Annotated in this window: 15 protein-coding genes and 1 tRNA gene; 7 read left to right on the forward strand and 9 right to left on the reverse strand. The window is 42.9% G+C overall.

Annotated elements, in window-relative coordinates; all coding sequences use genetic code 11:
* Positions 1-119: 119 nt before the first annotated feature.
* A tRNA-Gly gene (locus BMX50_RS19920) sits at positions 120-192 on the forward strand.
* Positions 193-228: 36 nt separating this feature from the next.
* Here the strand turns inward: BMX50_RS19920 and BMX50_RS19925 are convergent.
* The 4 genes from BMX50_RS19925 to BMX50_RS19940 all read right to left on the reverse strand — a co-directional run bounded on the left by BMX50_RS19925 (position 229) and on the right by BMX50_RS19940 (position 3,020).
* A complete protein-coding gene (locus BMX50_RS19925; RefSeq protein WP_091212491.1) occupies positions 229-1,029 on the reverse strand; it encodes a helix-turn-helix domain-containing protein in 801 nt (266 codons plus the stop codon).
* A 44-nt stretch (positions 1,030-1,073) separates the two neighbouring features.
* Positions 1,074-2,099 carry an SDR family NAD(P)-dependent oxidoreductase gene (locus tag BMX50_RS19930; RefSeq protein ID WP_091212494.1) on the reverse strand — a complete coding sequence of 342 codons (1,026 nt, stop codon included), beginning with the start codon at positions 2,097-2,099 and terminating at the stop codon, positions 1,074-1,076.
* 263 nt (positions 2,100-2,362) lie between these two features.
* On the reverse strand, positions 2,363-2,668 hold the full coding sequence (locus BMX50_RS19935; RefSeq protein ID WP_143065230.1) for a hypothetical protein: 306 nt from the start codon (positions 2,666-2,668) through the stop codon (positions 2,363-2,365).
* Complete coding sequence (locus tag BMX50_RS19940) at positions 2,634-3,020, reverse strand: VOC family protein (RefSeq protein WP_091212501.1); 387 nt, start codon at positions 3,018-3,020, stop codon at positions 2,634-2,636. Before BMX50_RS19940 ends, BMX50_RS19935 begins: the two co-directional genes overlap by 35 nt.
* Before the next feature lie 235 nt (positions 3,021-3,255).
* Here BMX50_RS19940 and BMX50_RS19945 point away from each other — a divergent pair, with 235 nt between their 5' ends.
* Positions 3,256-4,368 carry a Vgb family protein gene (locus BMX50_RS19945; RefSeq protein WP_208864749.1) on the forward strand — a complete coding sequence of 371 codons (1,113 nt, stop codon included), beginning with the start codon at positions 3,256-3,258 and terminating at the stop codon, positions 4,366-4,368.
* 98 nt (positions 4,369-4,466) lie between these two features.
* Here BMX50_RS19945 and BMX50_RS19950 read toward each other — a convergent pair whose 3' ends face one another.
* The gene (locus BMX50_RS19950) at positions 4,467-5,393 is read right to left on the reverse strand and encodes a DUF6268 family outer membrane beta-barrel protein (protein ID WP_091212504.1); all 927 of its coding nucleotides are present in this window, start codon (positions 5,391-5,393) and stop codon (positions 4,467-4,469) included.
* Positions 5,394-5,434: 41 nt separating this feature from the next.
* A complete protein-coding gene (locus tag BMX50_RS19955; protein WP_091212507.1) occupies positions 5,435-5,881 on the reverse strand; it encodes a MarR family winged helix-turn-helix transcriptional regulator in 447 nt (148 codons plus the stop codon).
* 149 nt (positions 5,882-6,030) lie between these two features.
* On the opposite strand from BMX50_RS19955, the gene BMX50_RS19960 reads away from it, so the two are divergent.
* On the forward strand, positions 6,031-9,672 hold the full coding sequence (locus BMX50_RS19960; protein WP_167668028.1) for a family 78 glycoside hydrolase catalytic domain: 3,642 nt from the start codon (positions 6,031-6,033) through the stop codon (positions 9,670-9,672).
* Between the two features lie 84 nt (positions 9,673-9,756).
* Here the strand turns inward: BMX50_RS19960 and BMX50_RS19965 are convergent, their stop codons facing one another.
* Both BMX50_RS19965 and BMX50_RS19970 read right to left on the reverse strand, forming a co-directional pair.
* Complete coding sequence (locus BMX50_RS19965) at positions 9,757-10,167, reverse strand: cupin domain-containing protein (protein WP_091212518.1); 411 nt, start codon at positions 10,165-10,167, stop codon at positions 9,757-9,759.
* Positions 10,168-10,311: 144 nt separating this feature from the next.
* On the reverse strand, positions 10,312-12,759 hold the full coding sequence (locus tag BMX50_RS19970) for a TonB-dependent receptor (protein ID WP_091212522.1): 2,448 nt from the start codon (positions 12,757-12,759) through the stop codon (positions 10,312-10,314).
* 125 nt (positions 12,760-12,884) lie between these two features.
* Here BMX50_RS19970 and BMX50_RS19975 point away from each other — a divergent pair, with 125 nt between their 5' ends.
* Positions 12,885-13,157, forward strand: coding sequence for a hypothetical protein (locus BMX50_RS19975; RefSeq protein ID WP_091212527.1), 273 nt, complete (start codon positions 12,885-12,887; stop codon positions 13,155-13,157).
* 19 nt (positions 13,158-13,176) lie between these two features.
* Positions 13,177-13,785: an alpha-ketoglutarate-dependent dioxygenase AlkB family protein gene (locus tag BMX50_RS19980; RefSeq protein WP_091212535.1), complete on the forward strand. Its 609-nt coding sequence runs from the start codon at positions 13,177-13,179 to the stop codon at positions 13,783-13,785.
* On the opposite strand, the gene BMX50_RS19985 is transcribed toward BMX50_RS19980, so the two are convergent.
* Complete coding sequence (locus tag BMX50_RS19985; RefSeq protein ID WP_091212543.1) at positions 13,786-14,694, reverse strand: VOC family protein; 909 nt, start codon at positions 14,692-14,694, stop codon at positions 13,786-13,788. It abuts the gene before it with no gap.
* 263 nt (positions 14,695-14,957) lie between these two features.
* Between BMX50_RS19985 and BMX50_RS19990 the strand changes: the two genes are divergently transcribed.
* Both BMX50_RS19990 and BMX50_RS19995 read left to right on the forward strand, forming a co-directional pair.
* Complete coding sequence (locus BMX50_RS19990) at positions 14,958-15,332, forward strand: hypothetical protein (protein WP_091212548.1); 375 nt, start codon at positions 14,958-14,960, stop codon at positions 15,330-15,332.
* Positions 15,333-15,619: 287 nt separating this feature from the next.
* A partial coding sequence (locus BMX50_RS19995) for a two-component regulator propeller domain-containing protein (RefSeq protein WP_091212551.1) occupies positions 15,620-17,964 on the forward strand: 2,345 nt, incomplete at its 3' end.

Raw genomic sequence — 17,964 nt, forward strand, 5'->3', positions numbered from 1 at the left:
AAATGGTGAATTTTAGTCCATGTAAATATTTGATTAAAAGCATGTTAATTTTAATGCGCAAAAACTTGAAAAAAAATTTTGCACGCATATACATGATTTATATCTTTGCGGCCACCAACGCGAAAGTAGCTCAGTTGGTAGAGCACGACCTTGCCAAGGTCGGGGTCGCGAGTTCGAATCTCGTCTTTCGCTCAAAAGCCTTTCTCTGAAAAGAGAAAGGCTTTTTTATTATATGCCCGTTGGTGAATAGCTGAAATGCTTTTTAAAAGCATAGGTGAAATGGGATAGGTTTTCAAAACCAACCTCCGCATATACATCCGAAGGTTTCCTGTTTTGCTCCCTGATGCGATAATGCGCAAGTTCCAGCCGTTTTTGAGTTAACCATTTTTGCGGAGTAGTGTTAAAGCTTTTTTTAAAGTCTCTTTTAAAAGTGGTTAGGCTACGCCCGGTTAAATAGCCGAATTTTTCCATTGGCATATTGAACATGAAATTCCGTTCCATAAAATTAGTCAGATCAATTTTACCAGGCTCCTGGAAATTGGCCAGGATACCATCTATATCGTTATCAATTATTCTGAGAATGTTGATTGCCTCTTCAATTTTTAATAAAGCGAGGTTTTCAGGCAATCCATCCTTCAGATCAAAATACGGAATTAATGATGCCAGGCAGCTTTCCAATAGCGGGTGCTTACCGAAGTTGCGGATCCCTGGCGAATGCTGCAGACGTGCTTTAGGGGGATTTTTAGCATAAAACTCCTTTAACATAGGCATGGTAAGGTGCATAGCCACCGTTTTATGCGGCAATCCGTCTTTCGGATAATTAATAACCGTGGTTAATTGATTTCGGGGGATCAGGAAAATATCTCCTGCACCAAAAACATGTATCGAATCGGCCTGCACTATTTTTGTTTCGCCCGAAATAAACCAGATCAGCATATGGTGTTCAAATAGTACTTCCGTCCGGAACGGCTTATCTTCAAAGTGCGATAGTTTAATATCAGGGCTTAAATAGTGCGTTTTAAATTCCATGGTTCATCAAATGCTGCCAGTTAACAATAAAGCTACAACGGATCTTAGTTTGCTGCAAATTTTACGCCCGTCATTTCTTCGCTCAATGTCCATAGTCTTTTTGCGTTTCCTTCATTAACAGCATATGGTTTTACGCCACGCAGAGTTAGCGGATCATCATATTTATGTTCAATGTCTCCAAAATCTAAATCAGCTACATCGGCATTTTCACAATAGACGCCGCCGATATTATCGAGCTGTGGACTGGTAGCACACCAAACCGAAGTTGCTGCACCCTGCTCTACGGTTTTAAGTCTGGCTGCCACTTCCGGAAAGATATTGCCATCGGCATCAAACATGCCCATTTGCTGAAACAACTCTACCGAGGCGGCCCTGCCAAGATCGGTGCCATTTACAGAACCGGGATGCAGGGAGTAGGAGCGAACCCCGAAATCTTTACCACGATGATCAAGTTCTACCGTAAAAAGATTATTGGCTGTTTTAGATTGGCCATAGGCCGACAGCGTTTCATAATAGCGGCGAAGAAAATTTGGATCATCAAAATTAAAAGGTGCGATCTGGTGGCCGTATGAAGATACGTTAATTACCCTTGCGCCATAGGCTTTTTTTAGAGCAGGCCAAAGGAGTGCAGTAAGCTGAAAATGCCCAAGATGGTTAGTTGCCAGTTGAGATTCGTAGCCTCTTGCGTCGCGCTGAAGGGGCACCCACATAATGCCCGCATTATTGATGAGGATATGCAATGGTTCGGCAGTTTTAAGAAAATCGACTGCAAAGTTGTCGATAGAAGCGGGATTCATCAGGTTCATCGCTTTAATCATCACGTTGGGTACGCCTGTAAGATTCGTGGTTGCTTTGTTAATATCACGTGCCGGTACAATAACTTTTGCCCCAGCCAATACCAACGTTTTCACGGTTTCCAGGCCAATACCTGCATAGCCACCAGTTACTATGGCTGTTTTGCCGGTAAGGTTAATGCCTTTTATAACATCGGTAGTAGTGGATTGGGCTGTAAATCCAGATCCCAGCGGCTTTTGTAACACGCCGTTATAATTATCTTTTATTTGTTCCATTTTTTATGTTTTAATGAAACAAAAGTATAGGCAGTTATCTACAACGTTTTTGTTTTAAAGGCCGATGTTTTTTGTTTTAAAGACCATTTTTTAATGTTGATCTATATGTAACAAAGTAGATACAATAAGGTCAGTAAAGAAGGCGTGATAGGAGAGCGTCTTGGGCAGGGTGAATTCTTCCCCGGTTCGGGAAAGTTTGTATACGCCAATTAACCTGTTAGCAGGTATAAACTGAAATAATGGACGTGGTTTTGGGGTATATTTCAGGAGAACGTTTTGCGGTAACTATACCAGCGAATAACCTTCAGTAGCTCTTCTTCTGAAATGTTATCGCCGTCTGTTGGCTGGAAAGCCAGTTCTTTATCCAGTATAGTGGCCCTTAACGGTTGTGGAGAGCCTGGATTTGTTTCTGTTTCCGGTTCGAAAACGCAGACGTAACTCCCTGAACCAGGGATTAAGATTACGTCGACCCCGTCGATGGAGTTTAGTAAATAATTTTGATCCATGCTATACCCGTTGCAAAAAGCATACCTGTTAACGGGGGCGGCCAAAAAACAGGAGATATCCATCGGCATCTTCCAACTCAAAGCCACGCAAGCCATCATGGGTATCCTGCAGGGGAGAAGTAAAGACAGCACCCCGCGATATAAATTCAGTGGCTAACTTATCCGGATCAGGAGTACCGACATAGGCATCCCATCGGGCATCAGCGGCGCGTTTACGGTTGGGATGGGGATCTGCGTTTACAGCTTTGAGGAAAATCATTGCCCCATCGCGCTGTACAATGGCGAAAAAAGGATCATGGGCAGGCTCTTTAAAAACTGCTTCAAAACCAAGTTTTTCGCTATAAAAGGCAAGCGCTACTGTAACGTCGCGAACGATGAAGAATGGCGCAATGCCGGCGATGGATGGCTGATTCATGCATTAAATATTGAGGTTGCTGATATAAAGGTATGAAGCCAGCTGCGGATAAACAATTTGGGAGATTTTAGTTTTACGGGGGCTTGTCTATCAGGAATAGCTTGTAGTCGGTTATCTCCCCGCCCTGGTCGATTCATCCTCTAAAAATCAGGTAGTTCAGTATATTTGTTTATAGGAAAAATCATTTCTTATGACCGAAACTAATATTAACCTGTTTCTCCAATTTGCTAATCCTATGAAGAAAATCGCTCACCGCCAAATTTTAAAAGCTATAAAATTCAGCTCGTTTAAATTGCTTGCTGTAAGCTTCTTATGGATACCGATAGTTTTTACCGCGACCAAATGTCAGGCACAGGCTACGCCTTCACGTTCGCTGCTTGCACTTTCAAAAAGTGATCATACCCTGGCTATCATCGATCCGGTTAACCTGAAAGTTATCGCGCGTGTTCCTGTAGGATCTGATCCTCATGAGGTTATTGCATCGGCTGATGGAAAGACCGCGTATGTTTCCATCTATGGAGGTGGAAGCCTGCACGAGTTGAGCGTGGTTGACCTTGTAGCGCAAAAAGCTTTGCCTGCCATTGACACTAAACCATTGATGGGGCCACACGGGCTAACATTTGCAGGAGGAAAAGTTTGGTTCTCGGCCGAGGGGGCTAAAGCAGTTGGCCGTTACGATCCCGCTACCGGTAAATTTGACTGGGCCATGGGAACGGGCCAGAACAGAACGCATATGATCTATGTAACCAATGACGGGAAAAAGGTTTACACTACAAACGTTTCGTCGGCAACAGTAAGCATTTTGGAGGATAGCCTGCTGAAGCCGATGGGGCCTCCGGGAGGAGGGGTTCCTCCTGCGGGCGCAACACCTCCGCCCGGGTTTGCACCTCCGGCACGCCATGATTGGATACAGACAGTTATCCCGGTAGCCAAAGGCTCCGAGGGTTTTGATGTTTCGCCTGATGGTCGTGAACTATGGACTGCAGGAGCAGAGGACGGTAATATTTCAATCATCGATATCGCCGCCAAAAAGGTAACTACTACAAATGATGCGAAGGTTGTGGGTGCCAACAGGCTTCAATTTACACCGGATGGTAAGCGCGTATTGGTTACCAGCCTCCGCACCGGCGACCTGTTTATTTTTGATGCGGTATCGCACCAGGAGTTGAAACGTATAAATACCGGGCATGGCGCTGCTGGTATTCTGGTTGATGATGACGGATCACGCGCATTTATCGGCTGCACCGGCGATAATTATGTGGCGGTGATAGATCTCAATAAATTAGAAGTGACCGGGCATATTGATATACGCGGGGCCGATGGGTTGGCTTGGGCGGTTAGGCGATAGCAGGCTATATCAATTCATATTGAAAATGGGTAATGCTTTGACTCCGATACAAGAGTGAATTTTAGTATCGGAGTCAAGCCATAAAATATCCGGGATCATCAAAATTGATAACTAAGCCCACCCTGAAATAAAAATGAGTTTTTATTATAAGAAATATTAGCCACTCGGTCATTAAGTTTCGCAAACCCTTCAAAGGGTACCTTCTGATCCATATTAAAAGTTTCAAGCCTTTGCATAAAAGTATGGCCGGCTACCGCGGTGAATTTCCATCTTCTGCCCAATGTGAGGTCATATAATAGGCCGGCGCTGTTTTGACGTAAATGCAGGTACTGTGGCTGGTCGTTAGTATTAAGGCGGTACATGCTTCCGCCAATGGCCATAGTTACGCCGAGTGATTGTGAGCTTGAAAGCCTGCGTTTTAAAGATGCCCTTGAAGGTAAAACAGCGGTAAAGTTCCAATTATCACTAATAGTCCAGTCAAAATCGGGGAGGGGCAACAGGAACTGGCCCGAATAGTTCCGGGTGTATACCAATGTAACACCCCATTTAAAAGATTTGCTTGACCGAAAGCCCAGGCGTATACCGAGTGTATACAAGATGTCATTGGCTTCGATCCCGCGTTTAAAATCCGAACCGGCTGTAGCTAAGCCAATAAACGAAATTGCTTTGGTTCGGGATAGTGAATAATTCAGCAATAACGGGATAGTAACAGAATGAAAAGTACTCTCGCCAATTTTTTCCTCATTTGAAAGGAACAGGCCCCGGTAACGGATCCCGGTTTTTACTAAAACGGAGTTTTCAGAAGAAAAATCTTTATAAACGGGGATACCTACATCTGCTATCGGCTGCTGCATGGTTATGGTATTGCTATTTACTTTAACAGGGCTAACAATATCGGTTACGTTAACACCGCCGAGAAAGGGAGAGGTGGTCAAAAATTTTTTATGTTTTGCCGTATCCGGACTTTGGCAATAAGAAAGTATGGGCAATAAAAATCCGGTCAGAATAAAAACGTATTTTTTCATATCTGTTAATTTGTTTTAAAGTTTATGGGAGATGCTGTTGATTACATAGGCGTAACTGCCGAAATTAGTTTCTTCATCAGGTAATCGAGTTGCTTTTTTTCTTCGGTAGTAAATTCTGCCGTTAAAGCGGTATCAAATTTTTCAATAACAATGTCGGCCTGTACAGAAAGCTTTTGACCATAGTCTGTTAATTCAACACGCGTTTTCCGTTTGTCACTAATGTCCTGATCCACTTTCACCATATCATTTTTAAGCAAAAAGGCTACTGTTCTGTTAACGGAGGCTTTATCGCGTTGCAGTTTGTAGCATATTTCCTGCTGTGAGGCAGGCCCGGTGTAATAAAGGCTAAGTAAAACCTGTAATTGATCCATCTCCAGGGGAAAGTCCTGAGCACGGAAAACCTTATCACACTCCCGGCGCAACCTGTTTGAAACCGCCCCAATTTGGGCGATTAAATACGGGGGAAGAGGATTATTGTTTTGATCCATAATACAAAAGTAAACAAATGGTTGATGTATCAACCATTTGTTTTTAAAAATAATATACACTGATATATCAATGGGGTAGGTACAGGACAGTTATGCGCTATTTAATACGCATATTGCTTTATCCAATTATTTTTACTGTAAACCCAATTATGACAAAAAATCGCGCCCCGATAGCCAAACCGGTTGTCCTGATTTTATTACTGCTATTTTCATTCATACAAATTAACCTTTACGGCGCTGTAACGGCCCCCCGGATAGTTAACCTGCAGGTGGAGTATACAGATCATCCTATCGGTATTGATGTTAAACTGCCGCGGTTTAGCTGGCAGATGCTCGCGCCCGAAGTTGTAAGGGGATATACGCAGGTTGCTTATCAGATCACTGTAAAAGATCCGCAGGGAAAAATAGTATGGAACAGCAATAAAATAAAAAGCGGAACTGCCCTGGCTGTGGTTTATGCAGGTTCTCCGCTTAAAGCAGCAGCCCGCTATAACTGGACGGTAAATGTATGGGATCAGGCGGGAGGTGTTTCATCCGCAAGTTCATGGTTTGAAACAGGGTTGATGAATACCGGCATGTCGGCCTGGGATGGTGCGCAGTGGATTGGGGGAGGGGATAACGACCTGGTGCTGTATGCTCATTATTTGCCGCTGTACAACCTGAAATATAAAGTAGCAATTGCTCCGGGCAGTTCAAAGGCAAGTATTGTTTTCGCCGCAAATGATCCTCGTTTGATGGATAGCAACCGGAACGTTTTCCAGCTTGCCAATAAAAAGAACCAGTCGTATTTTAAGGTTGAGCTGGATGTTTCAGGTTTGGAACAGGGAGGCAATGCGCGGATCAATGTATACAGGGCCGGGTATTCGGAAAAAGATACATTGGGTAAAGTATTTAAAAGCTTCCCGGTAAAAACCGATCTGATTGGCAACAACAATAAAAACAAGCAGCATTCGATACTAATCCATAACGAGTTTGGTACACTTTCGTTTACTGTTGATGATGATAAAACATTTTTGGCCGATGAAAAAAATGGAACAGCGGTAGCCCGCCCGGTATCGGCAAATCGCGGAGCCGTGATAACGCTTAACCCGCTTGGTCCGGGGCATGATGTAATATCATACGGAATGCTTGGCGAGATAGGTTTTTCTGTAGATCAGGGACAAAAGGCTGAATTTTCTGATCTTACTGTTTCCAATATCAGGTCTCCGCGGAGTACTTTATTTAGCGAAAAACCTGAAGAAAATAACTACAGCGGAATTTTTAAAGAAGCGGTTGCCGCTCCATCGTCAGGGTTGGTTATAAAAGATGCAAAATATGAAGTAAGCGGCGGGAGTGCCGGGGCATTTATCCTTGCCGATCCCAGCCATAATGCTATGCCAATGCTGCGCTCGGTGTTTAATGCCGATAAAAGTATTTCGCAAGCCAGGCTTTATGTAACCGCAAGGGGGATTTATGAAATCTATCTTAATGGCAAGCGGGTTGGTAACGATTATTATAATCCGGGTCTTACTCAATATAACAAAACCCACCTTTACCAAACCTATGATGTAACTGGTATGGTAAGTAAAGGGAAAAATGCGATTGGTGCTATGCTTGGTGAGGGCTGGTGGAGTGGTTTGCTGAGTTATGGCAATGTCTGGAACCATTTTGGCGACAGGCAATCTTTATTGGCCAAGCTGGTAATTACTTATACCGATGGTTCGGAGGAGGTGATCAAAACCAACGACAAAAGTTGGAAATATTTTAACCATGGCCCTGTTGTTTACAGCAGTCTGGATATGGGCGAGATTGATGACGCCACGCGGGAAGCTGCAGTTAAAGACTGGAACACGATAGCCTATGATGATCGCAACTGGCAAAAAGCCACAGAGATATCGCTCAAAGGAACAATCTATGCCGGCGATGATGTTGACTATTTCGGAAAGAAGATCCCTCTTGATTTTGATCATATCTCGATGATTGGGCAGATTGGAACGTCGGCGGGAATTTATAAAACCCTTACTGCAAAAGGAGTAAAAGAAGTTAGGAAAGGTGTTTATGTATATGATATGGGGCAAAACTTTGTAGGTGTGCCTAAGATCAGCATTAAAAATGGTATTGCCGGAAAAAAACTAACCCTGCGTTATGCCGAGATCCTTTACCCTAACCTGAAGGAATCGGGTAAAAATGTAGGTATGATCATGACCGAAAATTACCGCGCAGCCCTCAGCCAGGATATTTACATCATGAAGGACGGCGAGCAGGTGATCCAGCCGCATTTTACATCGCATGGTTATCAGTATATAGAAATCACCGGTACCGATAGCCCGCTGCCTCTTGATGATGTGCAGGGCTTGGCAATCAGCTCGGTAAAGAAACTTACGGCCGATTATGCTACCTCCAATCCGAAGGTGGACAAACTATGGTCCAACCTAACATGGTCAAACATCGATAACTTTTTGACCATACCAACAGATTGCCCTCAAAGGAATGAGCGGATGGGCTGGTCGGGCGATATCAGTATATTTTCGCGCACTGCCACTTATGTATCTAATGCAGATCAGTTTTTGCGCAGGCATATGCTGGCCATGCGCGACCTGCAAACTGAGCAGGGCAGGTTTACCGACATTGCACCTGTTGGCGGCGGCTTTGGCGGTGTGATTTGGGGGAGTGCCGGGATTACCGTAGCCTGGGAATCTTATCTGCAATATAATGATGTAGCCCTGCTTGCTGAACATTATGATGCCATGAGCAAGTATATGGACTACGTGGACTCAACCATCGACCCCGAAACAGGTTTTAGCAAGGATGGGGTACTTGGCGATTGGCTTGGCCCGCAGTATATGCAGCTTGGTACTGCTTTCCCGGTTACGGCCTATCATGTTTATGATTTGGGCATCATGGCAAAAGTTGCCGGCGTTTTAGGCAAAAAAGATGACGCCGAAAAATTCAGGAAAAAATATGAAGAGCGAAAAGCTTTCTTCAATAAAACATTTGTTAACGCCGATAAAAAGACGGTCGGCCTCATTGGCGGCGGGATGTTTGGCGAACCTGGTAAGAAGGAGTTTAAGGTTTCGGATACACAAACTGCCTATGCAACCGGTCTGGCACTGGGTGTATTCAACAACGAAAACGTCAGTTATATGGCCAAAAACCTACAAGCTGCTGTTGAACGTGAAAATAAAGATGATCAGGGGATTGTCCGTCCGGCTTATTCACTCATGACGGGGTTTGTGGGCACTGGCGGTATCAGTAAAGCGCTTTCAGATTATGGGCATTCAGAGGCGGCTTATAAGCTACTACAGAATGAACATTATCCTTCATGGTTATATGCAATTGATCAGGGCGCAACAACTATATGGGAAAGGCTAAATGGCTATACCGTTGAAAATGGCTTTGGCGGAAATAACAGCATGAATTCGTTTAACCACTATTCATTTGGTGCTATAGGCCAATGGCTGATTGCTTATTCTATCGGGATCCAACGCGATGAACCTGGGTTTAAGAAATTTATTTTGCAGCCAGAACCAGATCCGACAGGTAAAATGACCTGGGCCAAAGGAGCGTATGATTCGCCCTATGGCCGTATAAACAGTGGCTGGTTGGTAAGCGGAAAAACATTAACTTATAACGCCACAGTTCCGGCAAATACAACCGCTACCCTGTTTTTACCCACAACCAATGCTAAACAAGTAACGGAAGGTGGCAAGCCTGTGGCAGGTGTAAAAGGCGTCAGCTTTATCAGGTTTGAAGGAAACAAAGCTGTTTATCGTTTAGCGTCGGGATCTTATGAGTTTAAAGCAACTTTGTGACAATGTGCGGGAAGATTTTTGGAAGTATTGATCGCAAGGATTAGGAACCCGGTGATCAATACTTCCAAAATTTCCAACCAAATTTCACTTGATTAATGTTACAAGTGGTTTATCTTTTTCAACAATATAAGTAGCAAGTTCACTTGCTTTGGTAGTGCCTATATTTTTTACGGCGTGTATGGTTCCGTAGGGAATAAATAAAACGTCGCCAGCTTTGAGCGTTACCGGTTGTTTGCCCTCTACCTGGTATTCTAACACGCCTTCAAGTACATAAATAATTTCTTCGCCGGGATGCTTGTGCTGCGGATAAGCCTGTCCTTTTTCAATATCTACACGAATCTGCACCATTTCGCGGCCCGGTGTACTGAGGTCATGACGCTGTAACTCTGTGCGGCCGTTTACAGTTTGCTGAGCCATAACAAATGACGGAAACATAAAAACTGCAAGGGCAGCAATAAGGATGGCAGTAGCCGGTTTGTTTTTGTTAGTCTTCATAGCTTTTGGTTTTAATTTTAGTAAAGCTACGGGCTCAAACAACTTTTAAGTAGTGCCATTTCCATGAACCGGGCTAAACTCCCCTTAAACCAGACATTCGTAATCTTGAAAAGGATAGCATGTACTTAATAATGAAATGATTTGTCAATGTGCCCTGCCTTGTTCGCTCTCGGCTCCGCCGGTATTACGTTTGGCGGGTACGCTGATTGATTTGCCGAAGCTATAGGTAAAGGTGAGGGTAGCTACCTGGGTATCCACAAAGTTGTGGTAAGTTGCGGTTGCGCCTACAATATTGGTAATGGTGCCGCTTGGGCTAAATGATTTAAAGATATCCCGCATATTGAATTTGATGGTTCCTTTATTGTTCAATATTTTTTTCTGAATAGCCGCGTTGAGCATTCCGGTAGGAATGGAAACAAACTGGCCGTAAGTGCCGCTTGTGTTATAAAAGCCGCTTAACTCGGCGCTCCATGTTTTGGATAAAGTGAATTGATTATTGCCATTGGCGCTAAAGGTAGTTTTAGACTCGTTGAGATAACCGGAATAAAATGCACCCTGGTAAGTATTATTATAAACCTCTGCATATAAATTGACAGACCACCATTTGGCGGGCTGGAGGTTACTGCTGATAGAAAAATCTAATGTTTTTTGCTTCCCTATGTTGCCAGTGGTACTGATAAATGTATTATCAACTTTATGGATGGTTTCATTTTGAACATCAGTTGTACGATTATAGGCAACTGCTACCGTAAACAGGCTCTTGAAGCTATAAGCCAGTTTATAATCGTCGGTAAACTGTGGTTTCAGAAAGGGGTTGCCCGAAAAGTAGGTAAACTTATCTACAAAAAAGGTAAATGGATTTAAGCTTCCATAACTCGGCCTGCCAATCCTGCGGCCATATGAAGCAACCAGTACGTTATGGCCTGCTGTATCAAGGTTGTAGGAAAAATAGGCGGTTGGGAAAATGTTGGTGTAATGCTTAACAAATGATGAATCGGCCTTTTGCGCATTACCAAGCTGATGCCCGTCGCCGTTGGTGTTTTCCAAGCGCAACCCTGTTTGTAATGAGAACCTGCCAAATGTTTTATTGAAGTTCAGATAAGCTGCATTGATATTCTCTTTATATAAAAAACGATTGGTGTTGTTGTAATCAATAGTGCTGATGTTATCGACCACATTAAAATAATTAGCAGCATTATCGGTATTTACATAACTGCTCTTTATGCCGACTTCCAGTTTGGCTTTACCCTTAAGGGGATGTGTATAATCAACCTTTGCCGAATAGATATTGATAGTAGCGGGCAGATCATCTTTAATTGTTTGCGAATTTGTTAAGGTACCATCGGGCAAAAAAGTATTGTTTACAAAAAACTGGTTACTGCCTGATATATCGCGGATATAATCCAGGTCAAATGTGAGTGCCCTGCCAGCGCTGTCAAACTTGTGGGTATAGTTTACGTTGATCCCTTTGCTGTCAAACTTATTTTGGGAAGTGTTGAGGGTGTTGATAGTTGAATCCAATTCGCCGGTTTTGCCATATAGTAAGCTGTAAACCGGGCTGCTGTCATGATCGCGCGAGATTGTACCGGTAAATACTACACCCCAGGTTGTTTTGGGAGATATAAAATAATCTAACCCAGCTTTGATATTGGTATTATTGCTTGAGGGCCTGAAATAGGAAATATCCTGCAGTGAGGATGTTTGATTGCTGTTTTCGTCAAAATAATTGCGGTCTATTTCAAGTCTCCTGAATGTTTTCTGCTTATTGTAGGCTACGTTAGCAAAAAAGTTAACCTTATCTATCCGGTAGTTAAAGTTGATGCTTGCATCAGACCGGCCGTAAAAGCCCTGGGCTAAATTCACGGATGTTACTGCGTTAAATCCCCTATTGGTATTTTTCTTTGTTTTGATATTGATCACTCCCGCATTTCCAGCAGCGTCATACTTGGCCGGTGGGTTATCCATTAGCTCTATCTGATCTAAAGAGGAAGATGGCAGGGAGCGAAGGTAAGTAGCCAGGTTTGCTGCCGAAAGATAGGTGGGTTTATCATCAATCATTACCAATACGCCGCTTTTTCCTTTAAAGGTGATGTTGCCGTCGGCATCTATCTGCACACCGGGTGTTTTTGACAATACTTCCAAAGCATTGGCTCCGGTGTTGGATATCAGCGCCCCAACGTTAACAACGGTGCGGTCGATCTTTTGCTGTACGTAAGATTTTTTGGCGGTTACGGATACCTCATTCAAGGTTTTCCCGCTTGGCGACAGCGTAATTGCAGGCAAGTTAACCGGCTTTTGCTGGCTGACTGCCACCTGGCTACTCACATGGGTTTTATAACCCATGTAAGTGGCCTTAATGATATAAGTATTGTTTTTTAAGTTTTGAAATGAGAAACTGCCATCCGCTTTAGCGAGGCTGGTACTAATCACCGTAGAATCTTTTGCTGCAAGTAAAACCAGGGTGGCACCGTCGAGTGGTTTTTTAGCTTCATCGGATACAGTCCCCGAAATGCTGCCTCCTGTGGTTTGTGCTTGGGCACAGTTGAATAGAATTAGTGCGAATAAGGTGAAAAGTAGTTGCAGTCGTCTCATAACTATGAGACAGCGTTTTCGCTGATATAGTTACAGCAATTTTTGCGATTTAATATTTGTTATATTTTTAAATACTAAAAATATTAGTATTTTTATATCTTTGAGATGAGTTTATATAGTTTAAAATGAATACCCACAGCTATCTGACCAGGGAGGCTAAGGCCTTTGTAAAACGCAGGAATGGTCCCGATGAAGTTATACGGGTGGTGCCCGATCTGTTGTATAAAAAAGCGGTTCAATGCTACCGGCTCTATACCGCTTTTGAAGAAAATCCTGATGATTTGGGCTGCATTTTGTTTGACGGTCAGGGCTTTTGGATTTATGATGGTAATCTGCTATCTGTGGCCGAACAGGAACAGCTTGCAGATTTTATTATCAACTATGTAGAAAGGTTGTAAAAAGCAATTAAAGATAACCATGAAACAATTAAGTTTTTTTGCAGAGGCGGGGCAGAGCAGGGGATTACCAAAAGAACTGTTGGAATACCACGCTAACTTTATCGATCAAAATACCGGGGATTACTTGCTTCAAAAGTTCATAACTGAATCGCCCTGGAAGCAAACCACTCAAAAAATGTGGGACAAGGAATACCTTACACCCCGGCTTACTGCCTGGCACGGGGATGTAGGCACAGACTATTCTGTATCTGGTAAAATCTGCAATCCAAATCCCTGGACGCCGGAATTATTAATGCTGAAACAAAAAGTAGAAGCTGCTGCCGGGGTGAGGTTCAATAGCGTTTTGCTGAATTATTACCGGGATGGTAATGATTCTGTGGCCTGGCATAGCGACAAGGAGAGCGTGTTAGGCAAAAGTCCTGTTATTGCCTCGGTCAGTTTCGGGCAGGTACGCTGCTTTGATATCCGCAACAAAACCAATCATAAAGAGCACTACACCGTGAAACTGGAACACGGTTCCTTCCTGTTGATGAAAGGCGGTTTGCAGGAGCACTGGGAACATCGGATAGCTAAATCGCATAAACCGATGAAGGCCAGGGTTAACCTGACCTTCCGGGTAGTGATTTAATTATCGGTTTGGAGCATATGCCTCTTGCAAAGCTGCCACATCAACTTTCTTCATCGTCATAAAAGCTTGTGTAATACGTGCAATTTGTTCAGCACTGCCATTTTTCAAAGCTTCAAACATAACTGTTGATGCAACCTGCCAGGATACGCCGTATTTATCTTTCAGCCAGCCACATTGCCCTGGTTCGCCATCGGCAGAAAGTGCCGACCAGTAGTAATCGATCTCTTCCTGTGTTTCGCACGGAATTAATAGCGAAACAGCCTCGTTGAAACCAAAACCATGCGAATGTGCGCTGTCCATGGCTGCAAACCAGGTTTGATCGATATAAAAATCGGCAAACATCAGTGTGTCTGCTTTATCCGGGCCCATATCTTCCGGGCGCGGGGCAGTGGTACCACGTTTACTGTCTTTAAATACCGAGCAATAAAAGTCGATGGCCTCATTGGCTTTACCGGCTACCTGGCCTGTATATAGTAACGACGGAACAATCACAGGTCTTTCTTCGCCTGCCGGGTTGGTAAGTATCAGTTGCCACGACACGCCATATTTATCGCTGATCCAGCCATAACGCTCGCTGAAAGGATAACTGTCAAGCGGCATCATCACCTGTCCGTTTTCTGACAGTTTATTCCATACCTCATCAATGCGCTTAGCGGCATCCGGGTCGCGCGAGGGATCAAAATTGATCATAAAGGAAATTGAAGGGCTGATCCTGGCTCCGGGTACGCCGCTGATACCAAAGAACGGCTGACCGGCGAGCGCAAATTCAACCACTTCGCATTCGATATCAGACATAGGGAAATGATTAACATAACTTAAAGACGAATTAGGCAGTAAGGTTGTATAAAATTCTGCAGCATCTTTGGCTTTATCCTGGCCGAACCAGATGTGTGGCTTGATTGTTAACATAGGTAAATAATTTGGTGTTAATATTTGGTTAAAGTATCAATCTTAGTAAGCTCAGGCCCCCAATGATACTGAGAGTTTGTTTCATTTTTATGTATTTAACTAACTCAAAGTTAAATGGTTTTTGTCTGTGGATTAGGGGGCATTAGTGACATTTTGGAGGTGTATTATGACAGCGGTTTTATCTGAGGTGACTTTTTTTGAACTTTGTGAAACCCATTTAGTTTTCGCTCAGGTGAACTATATTGCATATTCTTTAAGCAAGCATGAAAAAATCGATGCCTTTTGATTTTCTGCTGGATTACCTGCCCGCCGGTATTATAGTGAAGCCAGCTGTAGGTATGTTTTATATTTATTTTGACCGGAAGATAGTACTGATCTTCCGAAAGGTGAGTAAGAATCCGCAGCATAACGGCATCTGGATCTCTACACAACGTGAACATCATGAAAGCCTGAAATCCGAAATGCCCGAAATTGCCGATTTTGTGTTAGATGAGGGCTTTGATACAGCCTGGCTGCTGCTTAGCGACAATCACAATGATTTTGAAAAGGCGGCGATTCAGCTCTGCGAACTTGTTTCACAAAAAGATAAACGGATTGGTAAGGTAACCCCTAATAGCACTGCAATGTTTAAGTATTAAACTTACCGGCGGGTCACAATATCCACTATTCAAAATCAGCCCGTAGTTTTCAAAATTTCATAAATGTTTAGTGCTCGTCACGGGCAAAAGCTCTTTAAATTATCAAAAAGAGGTTATCCAGATAAAATCGAACCCGGTATATGAGTAAAACCATAGCTATGCTTATTTAATTACTTAGCATTTCTTTTTATATTTATCAGTTAATATTGCTGCACAAAGCTATATAAGCTATATTGTTGTATAATATTGAAATGGCAGCGATGTTAAATTGATACCAATAAATTAGAATGCCTCTAAAAAGCTATTTTTTTAAACTTTTAATATTAACCCTGTTTTTATTCCCCTGGCGGTTATATGCCGACACTCCATACCAGGTAGTTTACCTGAAAAATTATAACGCACCCGATGGTCTACTCAGTTCAAGGGTTAATTATTTAACGCAAGATAGCAGAGGATTTATCTGGATAGCCACGGATAAAGGTGTAAGCAGATTTGATGGTCAGCACTTTAAAAATTTTACGTCGGCGGATGGGTTGGAAAGCAACGAATGTTTCCGGATAGCCGAGGATAATTATCACCGGATTTTTTTCTATTGTAATAATTTTAGGGTTTGCTACTATGAAAACGGGCTTATACACAAGCTTAAATCACCTCAGAAGGTAACAGTATTGCCTTTTGCCAATTTCTTTTTTAACCGCTATAATGAGCTTTGCGTAAATTACAGGCTTAGTACAAAAGTTTATCATTTTGATGAGTTAAATTCAAGAAGGCATGCCATACAACATTTAAACGGGGATATTTATGGCGAAGACGGAGAGGAGATTACCTTATCTCAAAATGACCTCGACATACTCGAGAAAGAGCTTTGGGCCGGGCAGTTAAGTTATCAAACAGCCAAAAATAATACCAAACCTTATCGGTTGGCTATACGGCAAAATCATTTATTATTGATAACTAAGGACTGGGTACATGTTTATCAATATCAAAAAAGCGGGATTATTCCCCTCCATAAAATCTATTTTACCGGCAATGTAACCTCGGTTTACCTTACCGGTAAAAACACGTTTACTGTTACCACGGTAAAACAAGGCACATACATTATCAACTATATTACGGGCGAGCGAAAAAACTACCTTGATAACCACATCACTACATCAACGCTTATAGACAAGGAAAATAATTTATGGTTTGGCAGTTATGACAAAGGCTTTTTTCTAAGTACCAATCCCGAAGTAAAAATTATTAATAAGGAGAGCGGCCTGGCAAATGAAGACGTTTTGAAACTGGATACCGCAGGAGGCTATCTTTTTGCCGGGCACGTTTTAAGCATGCTCAGCTATATGAAACTTGGTGCAAAGCAGATATCGTCAATAGGCACTATAACTATAAACCAAAACCGGTCGGATTTTAACCGGATAACTAACCTGCTTACAATTTCGGGTAACAGGATCATGATAGGTACAGATAATGGCATATTCGGATTAAATGTTTCCAATGATAATCCTGCATCATGGCATCCCGAAAATTATTTTGATGGCCCTATAAAAGGTATTACCCAACAGCATGATACAGTGAGTTTTATTTCACAAAACGCAGTTGTCGTATTGTCCAGCCAGTTCACACGTCTAAAAGGTTATAGATTCAAACCTATACGCATGACATCTCTTACCTGGTATAAAAACAAATTGCTGATAGGTTCACTTTATGGATTATACCAGCTAAGGCCCAATACAAATGATATTAACTATTCCCGGATATTGGCCAGAAACAGGATAAATATTATTAAGTGCCTGGCGGCAAATAATGATGTATGCGCGATAGGCACCGAAGCTCAGGGGCTGTTTTTGTGGGCTGGGAAAAACATTGTTCAGTTTAATTCGCCTCTTATTTCTTCGGGCGATATCCGCAAATTGGTATGGACAGATGCCAATACATTATGGGCCTGTACAGCGGATGGGGTGAGCATCATCAGCTTTTATAATAATTATCAGAATTACCGGATCAGCCTGCTTAATACCAGTAACGGGCTTCCTTCGGATAATGTTGCCGACGTAGTTCGGAACGGTCCTGATTACTATATAGCCACAGATCAGGGAATAGCAGTGACTCAAAATTTAGGGAACACCAATCTGCCCAGGCCGATAATGATTAACGACGGAGCCACCGGAAATCAAAGCAGCTTTACTTACGGCCAGCCCGTTGTATTTAATTGCGTTGCCCTATCCTACAAAAGCATGGGTAAAATACAATACCGGTTCAGGCTGAAGGGCGTTGACAAAAATTGGAGCGTTGCACCATCCGGCGAAAAAAGGTTTGACCTGTTGCCTCCGGGGAGTTATGAGTTAGAAGCGGTGGCTGCCGATCGTTTTAACCAGTTGAGTTCGTCGCTTATTTTTAAATTTACCGTTATGCCTTTATGGTACCAGCAACTATGGTTGCAGGTACTGGCAGTGCTAAGCGCTATCGTTGTAGTTTTTTTACTGGTACGAAAATATTATCAGTCCATTATAGGCTTGCAAAAAAAGGACTATGAAAATACGCTTGCCCTGCAACGCGAACGCCAGCGTATCAGCAGTGAGGTGCATGATGATTTGGGTGCAAGTATATCGGGTATTAAGCTGCGAACCGAATT

The organism is Mucilaginibacter gossypiicola (assembly GCF_900110105.1).
Lineage (GTDB): Bacteria > Bacteroidota > Bacteroidia > Sphingobacteriales > Sphingobacteriaceae > Mucilaginibacter > Mucilaginibacter gossypiicola.

What these genes read in the sequence shown, in the direction of transcription:
- BMX50_RS19970 (WP_091212522.1), bottom strand. Translation starts at nt 12,759, where the DNA reads ATGAGACGACTGCAACTACTTTTCACCTTATTCGCACTAATTCTATTC.
- BMX50_RS19975 (WP_091212527.1), top strand. Translation starts at nt 12,885, where the DNA reads ATGAATACCCACAGCTATCTGACCAGGGAGGCTAAGGCCTTTGTAAAA.
- BMX50_RS19925 (WP_091212491.1), bottom strand. Translation starts at nt 1,029, where the DNA reads ATGGAATTTAAAACGCACTATTTAAGCCCTGATATTAAACTATCGCAC.
- BMX50_RS19950 (WP_091212504.1), bottom strand. Translation starts at nt 5,393, where the DNA reads ATGAAAAAATACGTTTTTATTCTGACCGGATTTTTATTGCCCATACTT.
- BMX50_RS19955 (WP_091212507.1), bottom strand. Translation starts at nt 5,881, where the DNA reads ATGGATCAAAACAATAATCCTCTTCCCCCGTATTTAATCGCCCAAATT.
- BMX50_RS19940 (WP_091212501.1), bottom strand. Translation starts at nt 3,020, where the DNA reads ATGAATCAGCCATCCATCGCCGGCATTGCGCCATTCTTCATCGTTCGC.
- BMX50_RS19965 (WP_091212518.1), bottom strand. Translation starts at nt 10,167, where the DNA reads ATGAAGACTAACAAAAACAAACCGGCTACTGCCATCCTTATTGCTGCC.
- BMX50_RS19930 (WP_091212494.1), bottom strand. Translation starts at nt 2,099, where the DNA reads ATGGAACAAATAAAAGATAATTATAACGGCGTGTTACAAAAGCCGCTG.
- BMX50_RS19990 (WP_091212548.1), top strand. Translation starts at nt 14,958, where the DNA reads ATGAAAAAATCGATGCCTTTTGATTTTCTGCTGGATTACCTGCCCGCC.
- BMX50_RS19935 (WP_143065230.1), bottom strand. Translation starts at nt 2,668, where the DNA reads ATGGATATCTCCTGTTTTTTGGCCGCCCCCGTTAACAGGTATGCTTTT.
- BMX50_RS19980 (WP_091212535.1), top strand. Translation starts at nt 13,177, where the DNA reads ATGAAACAATTAAGTTTTTTTGCAGAGGCGGGGCAGAGCAGGGGATTA.
- BMX50_RS19960 (WP_167668028.1), top strand. Translation starts at nt 6,031, where the DNA reads ATGACAAAAAATCGCGCCCCGATAGCCAAACCGGTTGTCCTGATTTTA.
- BMX50_RS19945 (WP_208864749.1), top strand. Translation starts at nt 3,256, where the DNA reads ATGAAGAAAATCGCTCACCGCCAAATTTTAAAAGCTATAAAATTCAGC.
- BMX50_RS19985 (WP_091212543.1), bottom strand. Translation starts at nt 14,694, where the DNA reads ATGTTAACAATCAAGCCACACATCTGGTTCGGCCAGGATAAAGCCAAA.